This is a genomic window from Bacillota bacterium, assembly GCA_013178125.1.
Lineage (GTDB): Bacteria > Bacillota > SHA-98 > Ch115 > JABLXJ01 > JABLXL01.
This window is the reverse complement of sequence record JABLXJ010000005.1, coordinates 1-25,462: the sequence shown is the minus strand read 5'-3', so window position 1 is coordinate 25,462 and position 25,462 is coordinate 1. Positions and strand designations below refer to the sequence as shown.

General features: G+C 53.7%; 16 protein-coding genes. 11 read left to right on the top strand and 5 right to left on the bottom strand.

The window, feature by feature from the left end; all coding sequences use genetic code 11:
- Positions 1-115: 115 nt before the first annotated feature.
- From HPY71_05635 to HPY71_05620, 4 genes are all read left to right on the top strand, one after another.
- A complete protein-coding gene (locus tag HPY71_05635) occupies positions 116-1,702 on the top strand; it encodes a HAMP domain-containing protein (GenBank protein NPV52987.1) in 1,587 nt (528 codons plus the stop codon).
- Positions 1,703-2,042: 340 nt separating this feature from the next.
- Complete coding sequence (locus HPY71_05630) at positions 2,043-4,706, top strand: DEAD/DEAH box helicase family protein (GenBank protein NPV52986.1); 2,664 nt, start codon at positions 2,043-2,045, stop codon at positions 4,704-4,706.
- A complete protein-coding gene (locus tag HPY71_05625) occupies positions 4,706-5,911 on the top strand; it encodes a hypothetical protein (protein ID NPV52985.1) in 1,206 nt (401 codons plus the stop codon). Before HPY71_05630 ends, HPY71_05625 begins: the two co-directional genes overlap by 1 nt.
- Before the next feature lie 477 nt (positions 5,912-6,388).
- Positions 6,389-7,219, top strand: a complete 831-nt coding sequence (locus tag HPY71_05620) for a flagellin (protein NPV52984.1) — start codon at positions 6,389-6,391, stop codon at positions 7,217-7,219.
- 145 nt (positions 7,220-7,364) lie between these two features.
- Here the strand turns inward: HPY71_05620 and HPY71_05615 are convergent, their stop codons facing one another.
- The 4 genes from HPY71_05615 to HPY71_05600 all read right to left on the bottom strand — a co-directional run bounded on the left by HPY71_05615 (position 7,365) and on the right by HPY71_05600 (position 12,583).
- On the bottom strand, positions 7,365-10,889 hold the full coding sequence (locus HPY71_05615; GenBank protein NPV52983.1) for a glycosyltransferase: 3,525 nt from the start codon (positions 10,887-10,889) through the stop codon (positions 7,365-7,367).
- A 242-nt stretch (positions 10,890-11,131) separates the two neighbouring features.
- Positions 11,132-11,590 carry a PIN domain-containing protein gene (locus tag HPY71_05610; GenBank protein NPV52982.1) on the bottom strand — a complete coding sequence of 153 codons (459 nt, stop codon included), beginning with the start codon at positions 11,588-11,590 and terminating at the stop codon, positions 11,132-11,134.
- Positions 11,587-11,805 carry a hypothetical protein gene (locus HPY71_05605; GenBank protein ID NPV52981.1) on the bottom strand — a complete coding sequence of 73 codons (219 nt, stop codon included), beginning with the start codon at positions 11,803-11,805 and terminating at the stop codon, positions 11,587-11,589. Before HPY71_05605 ends, HPY71_05610 begins: the two co-directional genes overlap by 4 nt.
- A gap of 220 nt (positions 11,806-12,025) precedes the next feature.
- The gene (locus tag HPY71_05600; protein ID NPV52980.1) at positions 12,026-12,583 is read right to left on the bottom strand and encodes an O-acetyl-ADP-ribose deacetylase; all 558 of its coding nucleotides are present in this window, start codon (positions 12,581-12,583) and stop codon (positions 12,026-12,028) included.
- Between the two features lie 618 nt (positions 12,584-13,201).
- Between HPY71_05600 and HPY71_05595 the strand changes: the two genes are divergently transcribed.
- From HPY71_05595 to HPY71_05580, 4 genes are read left to right on the top strand one after another with little or no spacing between them, the layout of a single operon-like run.
- Complete coding sequence (locus HPY71_05595; GenBank protein NPV52979.1) at positions 13,202-14,662, top strand: hypothetical protein; 1,461 nt, start codon at positions 13,202-13,204, stop codon at positions 14,660-14,662.
- Positions 14,659-15,561: a DUF4194 domain-containing protein gene (locus HPY71_05590; protein NPV52978.1), complete on the top strand. Its 903-nt coding sequence runs from the start codon at positions 14,659-14,661 to the stop codon at positions 15,559-15,561. The genes HPY71_05595 and HPY71_05590 overlap by 4 nt, the downstream gene beginning before the upstream one ends.
- Positions 15,562-15,565: 4 nt before the next feature.
- On the top strand, positions 15,566-18,901 hold the full coding sequence (locus HPY71_05585; GenBank protein NPV52977.1) for a hypothetical protein: 3,336 nt from the start codon (positions 15,566-15,568) through the stop codon (positions 18,899-18,901).
- Positions 18,852-20,384, top strand: a complete 1,533-nt coding sequence (locus tag HPY71_05580) for a hypothetical protein (protein ID NPV52976.1) — start codon at positions 18,852-18,854, stop codon at positions 20,382-20,384. Before HPY71_05585 ends, HPY71_05580 begins: the two co-directional genes overlap by 50 nt.
- Positions 20,385-20,529: 145 nt before the next feature.
- Here the strand turns inward: HPY71_05580 and HPY71_05575 are convergent, their stop codons facing one another.
- Entirely contained in the window at positions 20,530-21,648 is a 1,119-nt protein-coding gene (locus HPY71_05575) for a radical SAM protein (protein ID NPV52975.1), read from the bottom strand.
- A gap of 1,606 nt (positions 21,649-23,254) precedes the next feature.
- Here HPY71_05575 and HPY71_05570 point away from each other — a divergent pair.
- The 3 genes from HPY71_05570 (at position 23,255) to HPY71_05560 (ending at position 25,107) form a co-directional block, all read left to right on the top strand.
- Positions 23,255-24,250, top strand: a complete 996-nt coding sequence (locus HPY71_05570) for a hypothetical protein (protein NPV52974.1) — start codon at positions 23,255-23,257, stop codon at positions 24,248-24,250.
- Positions 24,251-24,320: 70 nt separating this feature from the next.
- Positions 24,321-24,677, top strand: coding sequence for an FkbM family methyltransferase (locus tag HPY71_05565; protein NPV52973.1), 357 nt, complete (start codon positions 24,321-24,323; stop codon positions 24,675-24,677).
- The gene (locus HPY71_05560) at positions 24,574-25,107 is read left to right on the top strand and encodes an FkbM family methyltransferase (GenBank protein ID NPV52972.1); all 534 of its coding nucleotides are present in this window, start codon (positions 24,574-24,576) and stop codon (positions 25,105-25,107) included. Before HPY71_05565 ends, HPY71_05560 begins: the two co-directional genes overlap by 104 nt.
- Positions 25,108-25,462: the final 355 nt, after the last annotated feature.

Sequence of the window (25,462 nt, the reverse complement as noted above, 5' to 3'; positions counted from 1 at the left end):
TCTTCAAGGTTATCTTAATGAGGCGATTATTTAAGAGGTGAATAAGAGGTGAATCATCCTGTCGCTATCCATTTTTCCTAGAACAGTCTTTGCAAGGCTCCTTATAACATATATCGTGGTTATCGTGGTGGCGCTCGGCATCCCCGCCCTGGCATTATCCCAGCTCATCCAGGGTTATTTTTTCGCTGCCAAGGAGCGCGAACTTGTCGCAAAGGGTCAGGAGATCGCCGGGATCGCCGCCGATTTCCTGGAGGGCAGGGCGGATGAGGCGAGCACTAACCGCATCCTGGATGCGCTTGATTCATTTGTCGATGCCCGCGTCTGGGTGATAGACCGCACAGGACTGATTGTGGCTGCGTCGCACGGAGGAATGGGCGCGGGTATGGGCATGGGAATGGGAATGGAGATGAGAATGGGGCGCGGCTACGGTTGGGGGCGGCTCCGCGGGGTGAGGCTCGTCCACGAGGACATCCAACGGATTTTGGCTGGCGAGGTCGTCCTCCGGAGGGCCCCCTTGTCCAGGGTAATGCGCCATATGCAGCCTCGCATGCCTCTGCCTGGCGAAGGCGGCATTTCACTCGTGGACCAGCAGGTGATCTCCGCCGGGATTCCTGTATGGAGGGGGCCAGAGGTCGTTGGCGGGATCATCCTCAATTCTCCAGTTAGGGGCATCCTGGCTGCTACGACCCAGCTCCGCCGCTATATCTTGTATGCGGGCCTGGCCGCGCTAGCCATCTCGCTCCTGTTGGCATATTCGCTTTCGCGCCGTATCTCGTTGCCGATCCGCCAAATGAGCGAGGCCACGGCCCGGATGGCGCGTGGAGATTTCAAGGGCCGTGTGCCGGTCGGCATGGATGCAGATGCACATGAGGATAGGGGCATAGCCATGAATAGGGGTGGCGACGAGATCACCGAGCTCGCGCGCTCATTCAACCACATGGCCGAGCAGCTCGGCCGCATCGAGGAGAACCGCCGCGAATTCGTGGCAAATGTCTCGCACGAGCTTCGCGCGCCCCTCACCACGATCCGCGGATTTATCCAGGCCCTTATCGACGGGACGGTGGAGGATGAGGAACAGAGGGAGAAGTATCTACGGCTTATCCGGGATGAAGCTATCCGGATGAACAGGCTCCTCAGCGATCTTCTTGATCTATCGCGGCTCGAGGCGGGCAAGATCAGGATGGAGCTGGCGCCGGTCAGCCTGAAGGAGATTATCGAGAGCGCCGTGGCCAAGGTCGCCCTGCGCGCGGCCAGTGCGGGCATAACTATCGAGGACCGAGTGCCTGCGGAGCCGGATGGCCTGCCGTTCGTCATGGCGGATGGGGACCGGATTGAGCAGGTCCTCACCAACCTCATTGATAACGCGATTCACGCGACGCCAGCCGGAGGGCGGATAACCCTGTCCGCCGCGGTCGTACCCCCCTTCCCGTTTATTCCCCGAAAACAGCAGGCCGCCCCCGCATCCTATGTGCGCGTGAGCGTCCGCGATACCGGCAAGGGGATCCCGGCCGAAGACCTCCCGTTTGTGTGGGAGCGCTTCTATAAGGTGGACAAGGCGAGGAGCCGGGCTGAGGGCGTCGGCACGGGCATTGGCCTTGCCATCGTCAAGCAGATCGTCGAGGCGCACGGCGGCGAGGTCGGAGTCGAGAGCGAGGTCGGACGCGGGAGCGAGTTCTGGTTCACGTTGCGGGCGGCAATATAGCGCGCTGTGAAGCATCATAGCGGTATCATATGCAGGCCTTTATGCGAATTATGCCATGGTTGAATCAGAATTTTGCAGCTGAGCCATGATATTACTATTGTATGTATCACTGTATCATTGCGGTGCGCGGTGCGGCGCTTGTTATCGTGACGGCGTTTGTTGCCGTGATATTGTGACATTGTGGTATAATATTGCAAGAATATGTGCGAAAATATATGCGAGAGAATAGGGGTAATTCCATTTGTCCAGAGTTCATGTCCACCCGCGCGACTTCATAAGATTCCGTCTGGACACTACGCAACTCAGCAGAGGTATCATGCTTATAGATGAGGGGCTTCGGATGGCTCTTCCGGCGAGGGTCCGTGTGGTATCTCTCACGTTTGTCAGTCTTTCTCATGATATCGCGATCGATGTGGAATTTCATTGCAAAGATGGAATCATCTATGCCCGTGGTTTGCAGGGGTTTTTTCAGAAGATCCTTGGGGACGGCCTCCAGGGAGATGGCCTCCGGCGCAGGAAACCTCGTCTATATATTGGGAAGGCTTTCAATGTCAGAAACACCTATATAATCGCTACGCGCGCCGAGCTTGCCGAGGCGCTGGAAATTGACGCAGCTCATGTCGATGACTTCATAAGGTTCTCGTGGTTTTTGAATGTAAGCCGGCGGGGGCGCCGCGCCGCGGATGATGTTATAGAGACCCTGATAGAGGAGGAGCTGGCAGAGAAAAGGCCGGGAGAGAAAAAACCGGCAAAGAAGGGGCTCGCGGAGAAAGAGAAGAAACCCGCAGAGGAAGAGAAGGAGCCGATAGATAAGAAGCCGGCGGTAAGGGAGGTCGAGCCTCGAGAGGGGGCTCGTTTCCGGGAAACTCTAGGACAGGAACCCGAGCGCAAACCAGAGCAGGGAATAGGGCAAAAAGCAGAGCACAAACCAGGGAGGCGGCCGGAGGGGCATAACGGTAAACCGGAGCGGCCGGATCGATCACCAGATCGATTTATGGGCCTTAATGAATCCGTTGTTAATGGCATCGACCTAGAGGGGATGGCCCGCGAGATAATCAAGGACCAGCTTCTTCTCCCCGCCCCGGACGATAATAGCGCGCCTTCTATTGATATTTCTATTGATCGGGCGTCCGTGGACCTCATCCTCGAGAGGCTCCAGGTGGGGCGATTCGATAGCCTCGAGAGCGCGGATGTGCATGAGCAGGCCCTTCTCCTCTCGACGAGCCCGGGTTTCGACAGGCTCATCTCACTCGATGTCGTTCGCAACATCGTGCCATTCACATACCAGGTCGGGGCGGTAAAAGAGGTCCTCCGAAGGATGCGGGGCCGCGCGATCCTTGCCGATGAAGTCGGGCTCGGCAAGACCATCGAAGCCGGCCTCGTCATGATGGAATACATCCTCAGGGGGCTCGCCAAGCGGGTCTTGATCCTGTGCCCGCCGCCCCTCATGTCCCAGTGGATGGATGAAATGCGATCCAAATTCAACATGGATTTTGTTGCATCTGATGACCCGTCTTTCACCGGGCGGGAGAACCCCTGGCTCGAGATAGACAGGATCGTTGCCTCTATCGACACTGCAAAACGTGAGCCCCATAGCAAGCTGGTCCAGTCTGCCCCCTTCGATCTGGTGATCGTTGACGAGGCGCACCGGTGCCGCAACCGGAACACGCTCAATTGGAAACTTGTAAATGGGCTAAAGAAGAAATATATTCTCCTTTTGACTGCGACACCGGTGCAAAATGACCTTCATGAGCTTTTCAACCTTATAACCCTTCTCCGCCCCGGCCAGCTCGAGACGGCATCTGATTTCTCCCGGAGGTTCATTACGAGGGGGGACAGGCTCAAACCTAAGAACGTCACCGAGCTGCGCACCCTCATGGGGGAGGTCATGATCCGGAACCGCCGCGAGACATGCGGCATCCAGCTTCCCAGGAGGAGGGCGGAGACTGTGCAGGTCGCCCTTAGCCCGGAGGAGGCCGAGTTTTATTCAAGGGTAAGTGAATTTGTGAGAGCCCGGTATGGTGGGCATGATGAGTATAGTAGGCATGGCGAGCATGGCGAGCATGGTGAGCAGAGTGAGCATGATGAGCATGACGAGCGTAACGAGCGTGGGCGTAACGAACATGATATGCATGATGCGCATGATGTGCGTGATGGGCATAAGGCACATAAGGTGCATAAGGCGAGCAGAGCAACCGCCCGGCTCACCTTGAAGACCCTCCAGAAGGAGGCTGGCTCCAGCGCATTTGCGGCTGTGCCGACCCTGAGGCGCATGCGCGAGTCGGGACACTTCGCCGATTCCAAGGAAGAGCTCGAATATTTCATCGGCATGGGACAGGCTATAGAGAGCTCAGCGAAGGCTGAGGCATTGCTCAAGCTCCTGAGGAATATCAACGAGAAGGTCATGGTATTTACAGGATATACGGCAACCCTGGAATTCCTCGCTCAATTCCTGAAGAAGTCTGGGGTTTCATTCGCAACGTTTTCGGGGGAGATGCCCCGCCTGGACAAGGAGCGGGCTGTTGAAGCCTTCAAGGGGGACAGGCAGGTGCTTCTCTCGACCGAATCGGGCGGAGAGGGGCGGAACCTTCAATTTTGCCATGTTATGGTAAATTTCGACCTCCCCTGGAACCCCATGAAGATAGAGCAGCGGATCGGGCGAATTCACAGGATCGGCCAGGAGAATGACGTCTTCGTTTTCAACCTGTCGGCCGCCAGGACCCTCGAGGCGCACATACTCGACATCCTTGATGCGAAGATCAATATGTTCGAGCTGGTAGTTGGTGAACTTGATATGATTCTGGGCAATATCGAAGAGGAAGAGGACTTCGAGGATACGATCATGGACCTCTGGGCAGGGGCGAAGACCGAGGAGGAACTCCAGGAGAGGTTTGGTGAACTCGGGGAGCGGCTGGCGCGAGCCCGGGCCCAGTATGAAGAGACGAAGATGTATGAGGATAATATCTTCGGCTCTGAGTTAGGATCGGGAGGAGGGGATAAGTGATGGCCACATCCGCATCCGTATCCGCATCCGGTCTTGCGCGCGATTCGGCGCGTCCTTTTGAGCAGGTGACTTCCGGGTCTGGGTCCGGGTTCAGGCCTGGGCCTGGGCAAGGGCAGGGATATGTGGAAGCAGTTGCAGGGCACCGCGCCGACCTCCAGAGGTTTGTCAGTGATGTCATAGCTGCGGCCGGAGGGGTCACTGAGACTCCGAGTTATGCTCTTATTCATATGGCTTTACCAGAGGACTTGGCAGGAAAGTTTTCCCTCCCGGAATTTGCGGTTCTTGCCTTTGATTACGACGTAGCGAAAGAAACCCCTGGAGCGGAATTCGTGACCTTTGGGAGCCCCGCGCTCGATAGGTTTATCTCGCTCGGCAGCGAGATCGGGCGTGTAACGAGGAAGTTTGCCATGGGCTCCGCAATCAGGGTCCCTCCCAACCTTATGGACAGAATCGAAAGCAAGGTCGGGTTTAACCGTTGCAGGAGGCCGGCCCTTAAGACGACGTCCATCCAGGCTTATGAAAGGGCCGTATTCCAATTTGTAGTCTCATACATCTCCGATGAGAAGTTTAGCGATTCCCTGACCGTTGCGATCGATAGCGCTACCCTGGCAGACGACACGGGGCTGCTCCCGGAAACGAGGGGGGTTTTCTTCGGCGGGGACCCGCAGGAGCTGTCGGGGGTCCCGGTCGCAGAGAGGCGCCCGTATGGCGAGGTCCTGAATGCCGCGCTGGCGCGCCTCCCGGAGAGGGTCAGGCCCGGGTTGGCCATGTACCAGGCGGATGTAAGCGGCTTTTGCCAGAAGGAGCTCGTAAAGGTGCTTGGGTTCTATGAAAAAACCCTGGCGGACCTGGCGGCGAGGGGGGAGGCTGCGGCCGCAGCCGGGGATACCGAAAAGAAGGCCAGGATAGATGCTAAGATAGAGGCCTCCCGCCTGGAGCGACAGCGGCGTGTGTCGGATGTGGTCAATAAATACAGGATGAGGGTGGAGGCGCGGCTCGACAGCGTCGTGCTCCAGGTCATGCCGAAGGTTAGAGCCCTGCTCGATGTGAGACACAAGGACCGTACCTACACGCAGGAGGTTTTCTATAACCTTGCTACGAGCTCGGTAGAGCCCCTCACCTGCCCGAGGTGCGGCAGGAGGTTCTTCTCGGCTTATCCTGCCGGAGACGGCTCCTTTGTGTGCAGGGCGGAGGAGGCGGAATAGGGCGGTTTTCCCCTGGTTTTAACACATTTGTCCCTTTTTCTTCCCCTCTTCCTTCATTTTCTCCTCTTTTTCTCTCTTTCTCTTCATTTTTCTCTAATTCTACCGTCGCAAATCCTCTTCTTGTAAATTCTCGGTAAATCCTGTAAATCTCGGTAAATTCCCGTCAACCGCCTCGTCCGGCGCGCCAAATTTTCAGCTACTTCACCTGCAAAGCTAAACTCCCCTGGATACATGCCGATAAACATAGTGGACGCGGAACACAGTGATATCCTGGTGCGGGGAGGTGGATAATCTCGGAAAGAGACAAGAGGAGAGGGCACGAGAGAAGAAAGCGGTGCCCATATGTCGCAGATTTTGCGGGTATGATCGCCACCGCAGGCAGGATCAAGGATCCAGGGTTCAAGCTTTAGAATCAAAAACTGTGTCTACACAATCGGCTGAACGGCCGGACATATGCGAGAAGGAGGTAAATCAAAAATGGCACAGAGCGATCTCACAAGAATCGCTAGTAACATTGCAGGGCTGAACGCCCTGAATGCCCTGAAAGACATCAACACCAAACTCGGCATCCATCAGCTCCGCCTGTCAACCGGTAAGAGGATCAACCAGGCGGCGGATGATCCGGCGGGGTTGACGATTGGGGTCAAGTTCAACTACCGTGTCAGGGGCCTTGGTGTGGCGATCGATAACATCGGCGATGCGAAGAACCTGCTCGCAGTGGCAGAGGGTGGGCTATCTAAGATCAGCGACATACTGCTGACCATACGTGATAAGACGGTGCAGGCGGCGAGCGATACATTGTCTAGCGCAGAGCGTGATGCAATAGCGGCACAGGTCAACCAGCTCTTAACTGAAATAGATACAATAGCAAAAGAGACTAAATGGAATGGGAAGGATCTGATCAGTGGGACCGGAGCCTTTACATTCCAGACTGGAGTTGAAAGCGGTCAGTACACGGAATTCTCAGCGCAGTCAGCGAATCTTACCACTTTAGGACTAGATGGCACCCTTGATCTTAGCACCTACACGGCCGCAGATGCCTACATCGGCACAGTGGATAGCGCTATAGAGACAGTTTCAAGATCAATGACCACGATAGGTGCATTGGTATCACGCCTAACTTCTAAGGAAGAGAATCTCACTATCGCGAAGACCAACAACGAGGCGGCCTACAGCCGGATCATGAATGCCGACATGGCTGCCGAGCAACTTGAGGCAATGAAGCTCTCGATCCTGCAGCAGACGGCTACTGCTATGCTTGCGCAGGCGAATGTGGCACCGCAGGCGGTCTTGAGCCTCTTCCGGTAAATATGTAGTAATTTAAGTGGGTTGTTCATCAGAACCATAACATGAGCAGGACGAAATACCGCGAGGGTCATAAGACCTCCGCGGTATCCATTTTAGGGGGAATTCCATGTTCATCATCAACACGAACGTAGCACGGTTTGCCTTGCTAGAGACTTACCTGAGCTTTGAGTTCCGCAGTGAGGTCTATTAGTTCCTGTATGAGGATCAGGTCGTTCGGTTGGTAATTTAGCGCTTTCAGTAGTACAGGCAAGGCTTCCCTCTTATATCCAGCCATTTTGAGGGCGCGGCCATATCGAAGATAAAGATCTGGACTACCTACATTGTCAATATCGAGCACTCTCCCATAAAGCGCAATAGCTTCTGTATAATTGCCCATGTCGTAAGCCGTCGCCGCTGCTTTAAGGGTCTCTTCATTACTATCGCCGTGCTTCCCGCCCATTAAAGTGATGCTGCTTTCGGGTCCATCCTGACTTATAGGCATCGCCCTCTCATCGAGCTGCAATGGTTGCTGGCTATTAGATTCTACTTTCCTAAGGCCATCGACAGGCGAGCTCAGAACATGATTGTTTGCAGATTCATGTTGAGACAGGAATTCCTTCAGACAGGAATCAATCCGACCTGCTTCGGGATTATTCTCTTTTCCAATGATTTTGGAAAGGCGTCTGCATGCAGTCACGAATTCTTTATCGTTGCCAAAAAGACGTATCCCGGTGACGAGTTCATTTCTGGCTTTATCCCATTCTTGCATAGCACAATATGTAGCACACAGTCCAAGTCTCGGCCCCCATGTGTTTGTTGAAGGGTTATGACTCATACCTACAAATTGCCTGGAACCCGGCTCAGCAGCCTTGTTGTAGAAGTCAATCGCCTTCTCGAAATCACCGGTCTTTTTATAGAATTCACCCAGTGCAAAGAGAGTATCGGGGTTATTGGGTTCGATCGCCAGCGCGTGCTCCAGGTAACGTTTGGGTAAATCTGATTCCTCTAGTCCGTCACTTATAGTGGACATGAGCTGTAGGATTGCTACTACGATTCCCCTGCTGAAGAGTTCGTCTGGCCATTTAAGAGCCGTCTCATACCCAATCTGCAGCTGCTCAAGGGCGCTCCTAAGACGCCCCGCCTCGTAATAGGCTCCGCCGAGAGAATAACGATAGAAAGGGTGGTCAGGATAATCCTTTACGGTTTTTTCAAGTAATTCTAGATTCCTGAGGCGCTTCGTCCTTCCGAGGGATATGTCATTCCGATACCCGGCATGCCGTATAATGATGCCGCTTGCCGCGAGGATCGGCACCTCAGCGCCGGGTTCGGGGACAATCCTCTCGTGCACCGCGCCATGATATTTTATCCCCGGCTCATTCGGGAAAAACCGCGCCATATAATGCTCAAACCCATATCCCTCGCCCTGATTGTCATCCCAACCTGTTTCATTTACAATCCGGGCACAGTAGACAGCTTTAGGTTCAGCTGCAGCGAGCCTGTAGAGCTCCTCCACGCTTGACGGCACTAGCACCTCATCCGCATCCATCACCAGTATCCAGTCCCCCGTCGCCTTCTCCAGCGACGCATTGCGTGCCTCGGCGAAGTCGTTCTTCCATTCATGGAAGTAGACTTTGGCGCCGTAGCTCTTGGCGATCTCGACGGTGCGGTCGGTGGAGCCTGTGTCAACGATGATCATTTCATCTACGACATCTTTGACGCTATCGAGGCAGCGGGCGAGGAAGCGCTCCTCGTTCTTGACGATCATGCAGAGGCTGAGGGTGGGGCGGCGCCTGGGTGATAATCTGGATGCCTGGGAGACTGATTCATGGGGTGACGATTCGAAAGTGACGCGATCACCACCCATGCCTCTCCCGGTAGCAGGCGTAACCCCGAGCGCCGCGGCTGAAGGGTAAGCCAATTGCACATCGGTTACTGCAGCCAGGAGGAGCCCTTCAAGCTGGTCAATAGCCCGGTCCCAAGTATGAGCCTTCACGATCTCTTGACCGTTCGAGCCGACCTTCTTCCGGAGATCCTCATCGTCGATCAGGGTTTCGATAGCTCTGGCTATCGCTTCTGCATCATTCAATAGCACTAGCAGATATGGGGCAGATTCGGTGTATCCTTCCGCTATATCGTGCCCCGTCGCGAGATTGCTGATACGGGTTCTTTCTTCCCCATCTGTATGAGAAGCGATCTCTTCTTTATGCGAAGCGATCTCTTTACCCATATACGAAGAAATCCCTTCTTCCCGCGCGCAAAGAACCACGGGTAGGCCATATGCCATGGCTGTCAGCGCTCCCTGTGAGAAAATACCCTCGGGAGAGCCCGTGATGAAAACATCGCAATCGGAGAAGATTCGGGCGAGCTGGCTACTGTCGGGGTTTTCGACCCACGTTGCTACATGGAATGAAAAGTCCAGCCGCCGGGATGAGGAAACCCGGACCACTTCCACCTCATTCTGCCGTCGCTCGACGATGAGCCTCAGCGCAGCATAGATATTTTCCATCCATTCATCTTCATCGGAACCGACCACTAGAAGTCTGGTGAGACGGTCTTTTGCGCTTTGAAGTTTACCAACTTCCTGCATACTGGGATCCGGAACCATGGCGGTGGACCCATTCGTCTGACCTTTGGCACCGGGCATACTGCTGGTACCGGATATACTGTCGGCCCGTACTACCCTACCAGGGAAGCTGGGCGCCATATTAAGATCCACCCCATAAGGGACTACATCAGCCTTCCGGTTATATCGCGCTTTCAGAACGCTGCGCACATAATCGCTGGAGGCAATGAGTCTCAAGGGGAGCCTGAATGAGGCTTCGAGGTTCTTTGAGGCCTGGTCGGCGCTTTCCGCCCCGCTTCCTTCCGCTAGCCCCCTCTTCGGCTCGAGGCACGGCGAAGGCTGCACAAGATAGAAAGGTGCTGCCCCGGGGACCCGCGCCGCATCGAATGCAGTCCTCCAGGATGTCGCCACGACTATATCGGAATCAGGCGTCCTTTCATAGAGTTCTTCTCTCGCCGGCACACGGATGATCTCTGCCAAAAGCCCGTCTAGCTTGTCTACCCGCGCAATTGCATAGACCTTGTGACCTCGCGCTATGAGCCGATTCATGTGTTCGCATACCAACCGAAGCGCGTCAGGGCCGAGGTTTGGATCTAAGAAATATGAAATTCTAAGCTGAGCCTGGACATGTCGAGGTCTAGAATCGTTCTGGCCTTCCTTATCTTCTTCCAGGCCCTCATGGCCCGATAGCCTTTTCTTCACCCGTTCTATGGCATAGTCGATCCAGAGCCGTCGCCTACCCATTGATGAGGTAGCGGACTTAGCTTCCTCATAGAGACTCAGCGCACCCTCATGGTCGCCGATTCTTTCGCGGACGAATCCGACTGCAGCTAGGATGCCGGGACGGGCGGGAACTGATCCTCCGGAGGACATATTGCTTGAGGAAGTATCGCTCGAAAGCTCCTCGCCTGGCGGCGTAGCGTCGTTTCCGGAGGCCACAAGCGCCCGAGCTTTTTCCGCTGCCTCTCGCGCTTCAGCGATCTCCCATTGCTGCAAATACACCAGCGCCAGGTCGGCGTGAAAAGCGGCATAATCGGGATGCTCAGCAATCAGCTTGCGCAGAATTTCCTTTGCGCGGCCCAACCTGCCGTCAAGATAACACGTCATATATTCGATTTCGGGTATCAATTCTATCCCCCCTCGGCCCAATTTATAGCAATATTCATACCGACGGGGAACACGGATGCGGCGGCATGAGGAGGGTACATGGCAAGCTATAACTATGTGGGGCCAGTGGCTGGATCACATGCAGAAAGGCGGGTAAAACCGATAAGGAATACTAGGAAAGACAGAACCATGGGAAAATATTTCACGGATGCACGAGACGCGTCCGCCGATAAGCAAAACATAGAGTGACGCGGGGAGAATCCTCAATGTGCCGAATCTTGCCGGTGAAGGATGAGTGATTCGGGTGTTTGTGCGATGATACCGCTATACTTGCGGAAATCCCTGGTATTGTAAGTGCAAATGACGGAGATGCCGCAAGCTCTCATCTGGGCAACTAAATAGGCATCGAAAATGTCGCTGGCCTTTGCCTTCCCTTCTGTTAGCACCTCTTTGAGGTAGTCCAGAGACTTGAGCCCCGCATCCAGCACCGGAAAGATGGCCTTCAATAGCTCCACCTGCTCCCATGCTTCCTTCGCTCCGAGAGGCTTTGTAACGCGGCGGCGATCTGTGATTATGGCGAAGAATTCAAGGAGGATCTGAGGTAATAATGCGCCGTCGAGTTGTCTTGTTTGGACAGCCTTTACTAGCGCCCGGCTCATTTCATGTTGCGGAACATCGGTGTTAATGGCATAGACCAGGACATTTGTATCCACGAGAATCAAGGCTTTAACCTTCCCTCATAGAGATCTGCACGGCTGACCTTGTTCATCTTTCCCAGGCCGAATTCCCCGAGCGTAACTGGAGCTACGGCGGGCAAATAACGTTCGAGTGCTTCAAGGACTATTTCGTTCTTGGGACGCTTGGTCGTTTCCGCGACCCGGTCTAGGGCCGTTAATATGCCACTTTTCTCTTTAGGAATGTAGATATTGAGTTGCACGGGAATCACCTCCAGTAGCATAGTAGCATAATCAATAGATATAGTCAATAGGCATAAAGTTTATGGATCGTCCCAAGATGTTGTAAGACGAAAAGGGTCGAGACTCGCGATCCGCCTGGGATAACCTATGCCAACTGACATAACATGTTTAGAGCGCCCCGCGGTGAGGATAATTTCTCGCTCGGGCGCCTAATCCCGGGATTGTACGGTATAATATATCTTACAAATCCGAAAGGGGGCCGGAAGGGGTTGCCGCCTCCTCATAAACCCTCAAATCCGCATTGCTGAACAGGACGAACCGCACCTCGTCGAACCCGTCCTCGGCTGCCAGGAACTCCTTTACGGTGCTGAGGGCTATCTTGGCTGCCCGCTCTATCGGAAACCGGTAAGCCCCTGTGCTGATCGACGGGAAGGAGATGGTGCGTATCCCGTGTTCCTTCGCCAACTTCAAGCTGCTTTGGTATGCGTTGGCGAGGACCTGATCCTCACCGTAATTCCCGCCCTGCCAGATCGGGCCGACAGTATGAATCACATAGCGGGCTTTGAGCCGCCCTCCGGTGGTAATCACCGCTTTCCCGGGCGGGCAGGGGCCCTTTTCCCGGCGAATCTTCTTGCATTCCTCAAGGATCTGCGGCCCGCCGGCCCTATGTATCGCCCCATCCACCCCGCCACCGCCCATGAGGCTTGAATTGGCGGCATTGACGATTGCCTCGGTCTCCTGTGCCGTGATATCGCCCCGGACTAGCCGGAGTGATGCGCCATTGACCTTGATCTCCATATAGATTCCCCCATATTGAAACATCGAAACGATCTTTTAGAAAGAACTCTTCAAAGGTATTTTATCATAATGTAAAGCTTAATGACAGGCGCCGCGCCGCTCCAGGGTAGCGGACCCAAACGCTGTTATACATCATACGCCCCACCTAGCTCGTGACTCATATTACTCTTCCCGCTCCACCCGTGATCTACGTCTGATGGAACCCTGGATCGCAAATGTCGGGGCTGATGGGCAAGTGCCGGGGCGTGAAGGCGCGAGGGGTGTGAGGGGCGTGGCAGGAACGTGATATCGAATATTATCTATGCCATAATTGTTTATGCTATAATATCTGTAGTGCCCGTCATCAGTAGTGCCCGTGGGCCGGGCTGATCTAACCGCCAAGTGTAGGTTCGAAGACTATCGCTACTTTTCTAGGAGTCACGGTGTTGCAAGTTACGGTGTTGCACGCCGGGGGCGACGCGCTTGCGGCGCGGCTCCGTTGAAATTTGGCGCGAGGGCCCTGCCAGGTTTCAAAGATCCCGTCGCGCAAGCACCGTGAGTCTTGGAATGTGTTGGTAAATTAGCGCAGATTAAGGAACCTGCACTCAGCGGCATAAAATGCTATTCAGGACGGTGCTCATGGCAAAGCTATTTGACATTGTCCCGGACAAGTTTTTCAGTATTCTTGCGAGCCCACTAAAAGCCCTGTATTCAGAGGCCATCTTTGCCATTTACCAGCAATACCTCCTCATAAACTTCGGTCTCCCGCGGGAGGTCGTCATAGATTGCCTGGTTGAAGTCATCGAGGAGGAAATGGCAAGTAACTCAGATGCTTCTCTGACCCGGGCCCTGGATGACGAAATATGGGAGAATTCCATGCTTGCCGCCGCCACCGTTAGGGATAGGGCCAGTTTCATCCTGCGTAAGCTCGAGGAATGCGGATGGGTCGCAATCGAGACCTACAGCAACTATGAGCAATATGTCAATCTCACTGACTACGCCATCAGAATCATTGACACGCTGGACAAGATCAGGCGCAGCTACCAGGCGGAGTACCAGGGCTACGTGTATGCCACCTATACCTTGCTCTATTCTGAGGAAGCGGGGAAACAGGGACATATTGCCCTCGAAAAGGCGTATGAGCAGACCGAGCAGCTGATCAATGGGCTAAAGTCGCTAAACCATAATATCAAGCGCTACATCGAGCTCGTGCTCAAGGAAAAGAAGCCTCAGGAGATCCTCAAGATTCACTTCGAGGATTACAAGCAGGAGATACTGGACCGTTCGTACCACCGCCTCAAGACCTCGGACAACGTCTCCAAATACCGGCCGCGGATTATCAGCAAGATCAGCGAATGGTACGAGAATGACCTGTGGGTCGCTGAGATAGCGGCGGCGGATGTCAGGCGCGGCCGGTTTAGGACCATTGACGAGGCGAAGCAGGATGCTTACCGGCGCCTGGATTTCATTCGTCAGAGCTACCTCAACATGGACAACCTCCTCGAAGAAATCGACAGGCGCAACGCCCAGTACGCGAATTCCTCGTTTATGCAGATAAAATACATCCTCAACAGCAGCAGGGATACAGAGGGCCAGCTACTGGAGGTATTAAAATACCTGGCAGGTTTGTTAAAGGAATCTTCATTTGGAAAGGATAGTAGCGTGCCGGCTCCAATAAGAGGGCTTTTCAGCATCTATGAACAAAATTTCCTTGATGTGGCCTCCCTCTATACGGCAAGGGAAATCAGCAGGGGCCACAACCCGGAGGACCTTGTGAGCCTTGCGGAGCTGGATCCAAAGGAGCGCGCCCGGACGCTCGCCAGGATCAAGGAACGACTCGCGAACAAAATGACGCGTGAACATATAAATGAATTTGTCCTGCAGCAACTTGGCGAGAGAGAAAGCGCGCGCGTGTCCCAATTCCCCCTGGAGACAATAGAAGATCTAGTCCGCATGATCTATGTTGCGGCATACAGCCATTCCAGAATGGTGGACTATACCGCGGAATTTGACGGCCGGCGTTTTAGTGCAATGGGCGCTGACGGTTTACTTGAGCTCAAGGATATTCTGATCAAGCGAAAGATAAAGGCGGGCCGATGATGCCGATGATGGTGCCGATGATGAATTGGGTTGTTGAGTATGAGGCTTTCACCGCGGGGCAGCGCGAGGATTTTAGGAGAATAGTGAACAAGCTCCTCGCGCAGACCTACATTACCAAGAGAAAAGAAGACCAGCGGCGTGACTACTATTTCATCGAGCGGCATGAGTCCATGATTCGTGAATACCTGGGGATGTCCGGGTGGGACCTGATAGGGGACAAGGGGCTCGGGGTATACCAGGCTGTGAACCGGGACGGGTTCAACCGGCTGCAGCTCAGGCTCCAGGAGAGCATAATCTTGCTTCTGGCCCGCCTTTGCTATGAGGAGAAGCGGCGAGAGCTTACGCTTGCCGAAAACGTGGTAATCAGGGTGCGGGAGATCCAGGAGAAGTATGCCGCCCTTCAAATACGAGATAGACCCATAGATAAGAAAGGGCTCCGGGATGCGATTTCCCTTATGAAGAGGTTCAACCTGGTGGATGTCCTCGATCGAAACCCTATTGATCCCGACTGCCGGCTGGTCCTTTTGCCTTCGATCTTGCTTGCCGTGCGGGTGGACGACATACGCCAGGTTTATGAGAAGCTGGCTTCTTATCGCCAGGCCGGGCGCGAAGCTGACGAGGGTGAGGCTGCTGAGAGTGACACTGCCGGGAGTGACACTGCCGGGAGTGGCACTGCCGAGAGTGACGCCAGCGAGGGCGACGCTGCTGCGGGCGACGCTATGGAGGCTCAAGCCACGGAGGTTGAAGCCGGGGGGAACGGCGGCGCGGGAGCTGAAGCCATGGAGGGCTATACCGTGGAAGGCGATACTACGGGCGACGAGACCGCCGCCGTTGAGGCTGAGCTCGAGGCTATTCAAGTTGAAGTCGCGGCTGAAGTCGCGGCGACAAGGGGAGCGTGAATCCATGAAGGAATTGACCAAGATCAGGCTCATCAACTGGCACTATTTCAGTAACGAGGAGCTCAATATCAAGGGGAGCGTCCTTCTCACCGGCGATAACGGCACAGGGAAGTCTACGATCCTCGATGCCATACAATATGTCCTCGTGGCTGATCTGCGCCAGGTGAGATTCAACGTATCGGCCCATGAGGAAACAAGGCGCGACCTTCTCGGCTACCTCCGCTGCAAGACCGGCGTCGCTACCGAAAACGGCGAGAAGTCCCTACGTCAGGGAGATATCACTTCGTACATCGCCCTTGAGTTTTGCGACCATTCCAAAGGCGAATACTTCATCGTCGGCGCGGTGATGGATTCATATGCGGATGGGATGACTTACAAGACCAACTTCTTCAAGATCGAGCGACAGCGGATAACTGACGACCTCTTTCTCGCCGGCAAGCGCCCGCGCAATATTCGCGAATTCAAGATTCACATGAAGGGCTATGACGCGATTGTCTATCCTTCTGTCGAGCAATATAGAGAAGACCTCCTCATGAAGCTGGGCTCTCTCGGGGAGCGCTTTTTCACCCTCTTCGTGAAAGCTATTTCATTCAAGCCGATCACTGATATCCGCCAATTCGTCTATTCCTATGTATTGGACGAAAAGCGCGTGAACATAGACATCATGCGCGAGAATTTCGAGCGGTACAAGGAATACAGCGATCTGGTCGAACAGACGAAGGCGAAGATCGCCGCGCTCGAGGGAATTCGGGCCAAGTATGAAGATATCGGCCAGGAACATGAGCGCGCGCTCACCCAGGATTACCTGATCTGCCGGGCGACGCTGGAGCAGGAGGAGGAGCGGCTCCAGGAGCTCTCAAACGGGGAATCCCAGAAGAATGCCGCCTTGGACCGGGTGCTGGCCGCGTTGGGTGAGGCGCGTCAGGACGAGGATTCCCTGGACCAGCGCTACATCGCCTGCCGCGACCTGCTTGCGGCGAACGCCACTTACCAACGCATACGGGAGCTCCAGGCTGAGATCGGCCGGCTGAATCAGGAGAGGAGCAATATCAGGGTCCGAATTTCGGATCTGAAGCGGCTTGCTGCGGAGGAATCCAGAGAGGTCTCAGCCCTTGTCGAGGCGGCTTCTCCTGAAGCCCTGGAGGAAGGTCGGAAGATCCTGGACGAGCTCCGCCACCTCCTTGATGCAATCCAGCATGAGGATGAAGGGGTAAAGGATTGCGCCTCGACGGTTGAGAGGGCCAGAGAATTATTCGCCAACCTCAATTTCAGGTGGAGCAAGGAACTTTGGGAGCGCCAGAACGAATTGCAGTCCCTTGATCAGCAGGCTCGCGCATTGGAGAAGGAACTCGAGAGCCTGCGCGCCCACAAGCTCGTGTATGACAGGAAGATCACGGACCTCCGGGACCTCATCGCCGAAAGGGCCTGGGAGGACCTGCAGGCGGACGTGAAGCCGGCTATCCTGTGCGAGCTCCTGGAGGTGCCCAACGAAAAATGGCAGGATGCAGTGGAGGGCTTCCTCAATACGCAAAGGTTCGATCTCATAGTGCCACCGAGGTATTTCGATTTTGCCCTTTCAATATATGAAAAGTACAAGCGGGCCAAGAACATATCCGGCGTGGGGTTGGTCAACACGGGCAAGGTGCTGGAGGGCGGATACCGCGCCGAACCGAATTCCCTGGCCACCGAGGTCAAAACCAACGATCCCCATGCCAGGGCCTACATCAATCAGCTGCTGGGCCGCGTGATCAAGTGCGAGAATGAGCAGGAGCTGAAACGCTATCGCCAGGCCATCACGTCGACATGCATGACATACCGAAACAACGTGGCGCGGCAGATTCCTTTCCACGTCTATGAGACGCCATTTATAGGCCAGAGAGCCTATGCCCGCCAGATTGCGCTCAAGGAGGCACAGCTTCGCGAGATAGACGCATCCCGCGAGGCCTTGAAGGCGGAATGCGCGCGCGGGAAGAGACTCGTGGACCTCACTGCCGGCAAGGATGAGCGATTTTACCGGATACGGGAAAACCTCGGCGCGTTCGAGGACTTGCAGGACCTCGAGCGCCGGCTCGCCGCGCTGGAGAGGGAGCTCGATTCGATCGATGTTTCCGATGTAAAGCGCATCGAGGATGAGATGGCGCAAATCAAGGCCGAGCTGGACCGCGCGCGGGAGCGCATTCGCAGCTTGAGCCGGCAGGAGGGGCAGCTCACCTCGGAGATCAAGGCCTGCCAGGAACGCCAGGTCGAAGCAAACCTGGCGCGGGAGCAGAGGGCAGCTGATCTGGAGTCATTCCTGGCCAGACACCCAGGGCGGGAAGAGGCATGGGAAGACCGCTACAGGCGCGAAAGAGCGAGCAAGCCGGCAGCGCAGATCATCGCCAACTTCACTGCAAGCCGTAAGGGCCTGGAGACGATAATAGCGAAGAAGCGGGAGGAGCTCACCCTTCTCCAGATGAATTACAACAGCGCCTATCACTTCGGCGGGCTCACGAATCCGGACGATATCGGCGAATACGAGGCAGAGCGCAAGAAGCTCATTGAGAGCGAGCTGCCTGAATACGAGGAAAAGATCAATGTGGCCAAGAAGGAGGCCGAGGAGGAATTCAAGGAGCATTTCGTGTACCGGCTCAAGGAGAATATCGAAACCGCCCAGATGGAATTCAACCTCCTGAATGATGCCTTGAAGGAGGTAGAATTCGGAGGCGATCATTATCACTTCATGGTCACGCCGGCAGCTGAATACAAGAAATTCTACGACATGATAATGGACGTCCACCTGGTGGAAGGCTCGCTCTTTGATGACGCGTTCCAGTCGAGGCACAAGGAGGCCATCGATACCTTCTTTGAACGCATTCTCACGGAATCAGAGGAAGAGCTGAATGAAAGCCTTGACCTCTTTACGGATTACAGAACATTCCTGGACTACGACATACGGATCACGAATTCAGCCGGCGAGCAAGCGTTCTTTTCCAGGGTCTGCCGGGAAAAGTCCGGCGGGGAGACCCAGACCCCGTATTATGTAGCCATTGTAGCATCTTTCCTGCAGCTCTATCGCGCGCGCACCAGCGAACAGACAATCAGGCTGATGATGTTTGACGAGGCGTTCAACCGCATGGACAGCGACAGGATCGAAAACAGCCTGAGGTTCATCTCCTCGCTGGGGCTCCAGTGCATCATCGCGGCCCCTACTGAAAAGTGCGAATATATTACGCCGCACGTGACCACCACCTTGCTTGTGATGCGCAATGGCAACTACAACTGGGTTGAGGATTACAAACGGCTCAAGGACTATGAATATAAACAACTCGAGGACGGCGAACAGCTCAAGGACGCTGTATGACGCCGGGAGGCCGAGCGTTATCGATGCTATCACAGCCGTTGGGATTACCATGGATTACCTGCGCTCTATTTTAAACGCGCTCCTCGATAGATACGAGCGGAGCGCCCATTATCGCGGCGACAGCCTGGTTAAGAGGCGGATCTCATTTTCCGTGAGGCCTGACACTCTGCCCGCGTACTTCGATGATTCCACCGCGCGATTCAAGAAGGAGATCAATCAGGGGGCGGAAATGCTGGAGCAGCGAGGCATCATCTGCATCAGGTGGGTAAAGCACGAGCGCGGGAACCTCATTGACAGGATAGACCTTGCGCTTGACCATGTGCAGGCGGCATACGAGTTTGCCGGGAGGACGCCCAAGTATGATCATGTGACCAGATCGATTGAGTTGATCCGGACCTACCGGGATAGGGTGGGATCCGAGGGCTGGCTTTCGCAGTTCTTTGATTATGCCCTTGAGAGGCTTTTGAAGCGGGAAAGTGTGGCTCGGTATTTTGATATAGCGGACCATGAGGAGGCGGAGAAGATCTTTTGCGCGCTTGTGGCGCTGTTGGACCTCGATGAGGAAACGCCCAAGAGGGTATTCAGCGCGCGGGCGCTCGGTGATAGCAAGGCGTTTGGGCGGATCGAAGGGCGGGTTAGGGCGATCCTGAGGGATTTCCATCCCATGGGAGGGGATTCGCAGGAGATTTTGGCAGAGCTCGGCCTGGTAGACACCTTTCAATATGTATACCTGAGTGGCCAGATAGAGGTCCAACTTGACGAGAGGCTTTTAGATATCGTTGAGGCAAATCATGGCGGGAGGTCTCCAGATCATGTCGAGCGCCAATCGCGCGGGCGATCGCTAGACCTTGGATGCTTCATGCCGGATGTGGGTCTCCCCACCCCTATGATAGAGCATCTCCAAATAATAGATCTTGCGGCGGATTATGTGATAACAATAGAAAACCTCACCAGCTACCATGAATTCCTGAGGGCCAATCCAGGCCACCGTGATGCTTCGGGCCGAAGATATCTCGCGATCTACCTTGGAGGCTATCACAATCGACCCCGGAGGGAGCTGCTCCGGCGCATCTACCGCTATACTCAGGACAATTGTCGCCGCATCCGGGACGATCTTCGCCGCGTTTCGGGCAATCTTCAGCGGGTTCAGGACAACCTCCGCAGTATTCGGGACAATTCCCGCCAATCTCGGGATAATCCAGTTCCGGGCGTCGCCTGCGACTTCTACCATTGGGGCGACATCGATTATGGCGGGTTCTCCATATTCGTGCATCTCCGGAAGAGCCTCGGAATCGAGATCAAGCCTTACATGATGGACCTGGACACTTTGATTCGATATGAGAAGTTTGCGAAACCCTTGCCAAGAGGCTACGCCGCCCGCCTCCACCGGCTGCTGGATAACCCTGAATTTGAATGCTTCCACCCGGTGATAGAGTATATGCTGGAGAAAGGCATAAGGCTGGAGCAGGAGGCGTTGGTTTGATTCTCCCGCCGCGATGCCTGCCGGAGTCCGCCTTCTGAGATTAATGGCTGGCAGCGCGGGTATAAGGCACATCCGGTGTCCCTGCCGAGTGGCCGGAAAAGTGGGTCCAAGAGAGGGAATAAGAAGCGGTCTCATGAACCTACACTTAAAAGGCGAATTTCATATGAATCCCGTATTTGTCCGCCGCCTTATGCGCGCCAGCCTTGATATCTATTCTCCAGCCCTCCGGATCGCGCATGACTTTATTTAAGTAAGCGAGTGCGCCTGCATGCTCTCCACCTGTGTGTCCCGCGCTCGTGCGGTTCCCACTTTGGGAGACGCGGTCGAACAGGCTGCTCATCCGGTATTTCACAGATGGGTAGAAATTCATGGGGTCCATGGATATTTCCTGCGTGCCTGCAGCCGCGACAGCCTTGAATAATAGCTCCATTTCCTCAGGCCGGTCCGAGAAGTAAGGCAATACCGGCGCCATAAAGACCCAGGTTTTGATCCCGGCTTCATTGAGCTTTTCAAGGGCGGCAAGGCGCCTAGATGGTGAGGGCGCGCCAGGCTCGAAGATTCTTGCCACTTCATCGCGAGCCGTCGTTATGGTGAGGCCGACGGTGCAGTCCTGAAAGTCTTTCAAGATGTCTATGTCCCGCGTTACGAGGTCGGATTTGGTGAGGATGGAAATGGCCCTGCGGGCCCTGCGTGGGGAGCTCTCAGGCCCGGCGGCCCCCGGCCGAGGCCCTGGTTTTGCTCCTGTTCCTATCTCTACCTCGCCAGATTCTGCTGCCAACTCCATAGATTCCACTGCGAGAAGCGATTCAAGGCAACCTCGGGTAAGCCTCCATTCGGCCTCCAGGGGCTGGTAGGGATCGGTTACGCTGGAGAACATGATTTCGCCGGTGTAGCGGGCGCGGTGGGTGGCCGGGCGGGGAACAGCTGAGTGGGGAACAGCCGGGTGGGCAGAGCTGGGCGGTCCAGGGGGGAAGCTGGACAATCCAGGTAGAGACCCCGGTAAACCAGGCTGCCGCAGCCGCGTCTCCCTTGACCGGTCAATTCTTCCAAAGATCTCCCGCTTCAACCGCTCGACGATGTTGGTCTTTACATCCACAAAAGTCCCCCAAACCTCACCCTCGTGTCCTGTAAACCGGCGCATGAAATCAGCGTAGCAGTACACGCAGGCATGCGCGCAGCCTACATAGGGGTTGATGACATAGTCCACGCCGCCGATACCGGATTTGTTTAGAGCTGATTTGCTTTCGATGGTTTTGATATTCATATGGTTCATTGATCCCGCTATATCTACCGGCATCAAGGGTCTAGCCTTTCTCTGTAGATATCAGGCCCAGCAGCCAAGTTCATTTTGACCGGGCCAGACTCCCCGAGAGTGATTGGAGCCACAAGAGATAAATGTTGTTTGAGCGGTTCCAGGACGATTCCACTCTTGGGGTGCCCAGCGTATCTTGTAATCCGGTCTAGGATGCTATCTATAGCCTTTCTCTCCTCCGGGACAGAAAAGCAGGGACACATGGAGATCATCCTATCTGATACGCTAACATAACCGATTGAAACAGACAATAGATAGTCGGTGGACCTTCTTTGAGCGAACAGGGGTGTGAAGAAACTACTCACTTTTTGTTAACCTTTTCGCGCTTCATTTCCCCTTCTTCCCATCCTCCGCAAAACAAAGGCTGGCGCAGTCTCATGGCATTGGAACTCACCTACTCAAGCGACATTCTCCACACTTCGGCAATTGGTTGTTTCCGGCTCGAACATTTGAACCTTGCATTTAATCCCTGGCACAGGATGTGCTTATGCAAGAGGTAGTATCACAAGAAATACCAACCCCCATGTGCTTTGAAAGGATGAGAGCGTTGTCTTGCGTTCCCAGGGCGCTGATTGGTAGTCCGATCAACCAAAAACCTATAATCCTCAAGGAATTCTTACAATCGCTTATTGATATGGATCTTAATGGTCTCTCAGTAGACTATGTGTTCGTTGATGACAACGAATTAAAGGACTCATCTATCCTTCTTTCTGAATTTCGGTCTTCGAGTGCGGCCGGTTCAGTTATTATATGGGAAGGGGAAAATCGTGAAGAAAGCACTGTGTATGTACGTGACGATCAAACCCACCGCTGGAATGAGAGACTGATCTGGAAGGTTGCGTCATACAAGAATCGTATGATTGATCTAGCGATAGATCAGGGCTATGATTTTCTTTTTCTGGTAGATTCCGACCTTGTCCTTCACCCCATGACTCTCCGGCATCTAATCTCCTGCTGTAGACCTATCGTGTCAGAGGTTTTTTGGACAAAGTGGCAGCCAGAGGCCGATCCGCTGCCGCAAGTCTGGTTATACGATCAGTATACACTATTCGAACACACACGCGGAGAACGCCTTACTCGAGAAGAAGAGAATAAGAGGCTCCGAGTTTTTCTAGAGCGCTTAAGGGTTCCTGGATTATATGAAATAGGGGGCTTAGGAGCATGTACGCTGCTTAGTAGGGACGCATTGAAGGCCGGCGTCTCATTTAGTGAGATTCCAAATGTCTCATTCTGGGGTGAAGACAGGCACTTTTGCATACGGGCAGCAGCACTTGGATTTAAGCTGTATGTGGATACCTGCTATCCTGCTTACCATATTTACAGGGAATCGGATCTTGCAGGGGTACAGGAATATCGCATTATAAATATCACGAAGGCCGATCCAGGCAACCATGATATCGCAATAAAACTGTTGAAATCGGCTGGTGCGCAGCAGGAGGCTGAGGAAGCTCTAAAAGTCGCCAAACAGACTATTGAGCGCTTCTGGAGCTTTGACTTCAGGCGTCCGCGAGGGCTTGATGGTATAGAGCTCTTTACGCCAGGGTATCGCGATCAGATTATGAAGGGATATGAGAAAGATTCCATTACCTCAATACAGGCAAAGCTAATCTCAAAGACGGAGGTCTTGAGTGATTTCGTTATCGACTTAGATGATAATGCACAGGAGGCTTTATTGGGTGCCCGCGTATTAACACACGGGATTGAGAATGACAGATATTTTCGAGAATACTACGATTGTACTATTCTGGCAGCAAAGGATGGATGCGACGGGCAATGGCTAGTAGGAGGCGTCGAATTCAGGAAGGGTACCCAGGTCGATCCGGCGAAATTCCCGGAAAATCGCATTATCAAATATGAAAGAAATAAGCTTACTCTAGCCATGCTCGTAAGAAATGAAGCTGATCGATATCTTTGCAAGGTACTCAGACATGCCGCCCAATATATTGATAGTGCAGTGATCCTTGATGATGCTAGTGAGGATAATACAGTTCAGATATGTAAGGAGACCCTCAAAGGTATTCCACTTACGATAGTATCAAATGCACAGCCTGGTTTTGCCAATGAAATCGAGCTACGAAAGCAACTATGGAACCTTGTCGTAAGTACAAACCCTGACTGGATTCTAGTCCTCGATGCAGATGAGATGCTGGAGGATAGAGCGGCCTCGACCATCCGGGGTCTCATCGACCAGCCCTTCTACGACCACTATTCCTTTCGTCTTTACGACTTTTGGGATGCTACGCATTATCGAGAGGACCTCTATTGGCAGGCCCATAAGACATACAGAGTCCTTTTGGTGAGGTATCAGCCCGATTTTGTTTATACATGGCGTGAGACGCCGCTACATTGTGGCCGATTGCCAAATAACCTTTTCCTTTTGCCAGGAACTCGGACAGACTTGCGAGTTAAACATTTTGGGTGGGCGACGTTAGAGGATCGGCAGATCAAGTACCAACGGTATGTGACGCTCGATCCCAAAGGAGTATATGGTATTTTGCCACAGTATGAGTCTATCCTGGACCCGCAACCCAACTTGATTAGGTGGATCGAGTAACTGCCCATTCTTTGATAATAGGGCCGATAGACTAATAGTCTCAGTCATAATAGAGTGAGGAGTATATAGGATGCACGGAGTATATATAGGCAATAATAGGATGCTGGTTTCGCCATTATGGGGCGGGAGGCTAATCGTCCCCGCGGATGATTTAAGTATTAGCCCCGATCTAATCATCAATGGAGTAATAGAGTTGCCTCTGACCAAATTCCTGTTGCATCAAGTAAAGGCAGGTCAGGTGGTGGTGGACATAGGGGCGAATATCGGCTACTATTCGGTCTTATTGGGCCACCTTGTAGGTCCGGTTGGGCATGTATTCGCCTGTGAAGCCAATCCCTATCTCATACCGATTCTCGCAGACAATTTGTCAATTAACTACCTTAGCGATCGTACTAGCATCATTAATAAAGCGATATATTCATCATAAAGGGACCCTCAGCTTTCATTGTACCAAGAGATTTACCGGTAATTCGTCGATCCATAAACATGGCGATGATTATTTCCTCCATTATAATGATACTGTGGAGAGTGTGGAAGTCTTCACCGAATCTATAGATACCCTCTTGGCCCAAACTCCTAGGCTAGATCTTGTAAAGATGGACATCGAGGGTGGTGAATATCATGCCCTCTTGGGCATGCGGAAATTTTTATATGGAAGAGCCATAGGTACTCTGATTTTTGAATTGAACAAACCTATGCTCCAAGATGACTGGGATGCGCTCTGCAACCTTCTCTACGAATTACGAAACAGCATAGGGTTATCCTTTTATGCGCTTTCAGCGGAAGGTGAACCCATTCCGGCAGATCTTTCATTATTGCTCCATCATGGGTCCAGCCCTCACGTTGTCATGAAGTAAAAGGGAAATAGACCGGATCGAGGCTGGACATGCCGAAAATACCGGTTAAAGGAATTACATTTTGATACAAGACAATACAGCCATATTATCTGGGAAATATCTAGTGAATTAAAAAGGCTCTCTATAACCGGATCCGCGCAATGCCTCGTTGAATCTTGCTGATTAGCGGTAATTCGACTTGGGGAAAAGGCGGTGCTGACAGTCGCGAAGCTACAAGTGGGTGTTAGAACTAGTAGTCAGTTCGTAAAATAACATTGCAATATGGTTGATAGTGGTGTATAATCTTCTCAAAGGAATTTGGGGGGATTGTGAATGACACCACGAAGAGTAAGGCCAAGAATTCAATGGTCAAATG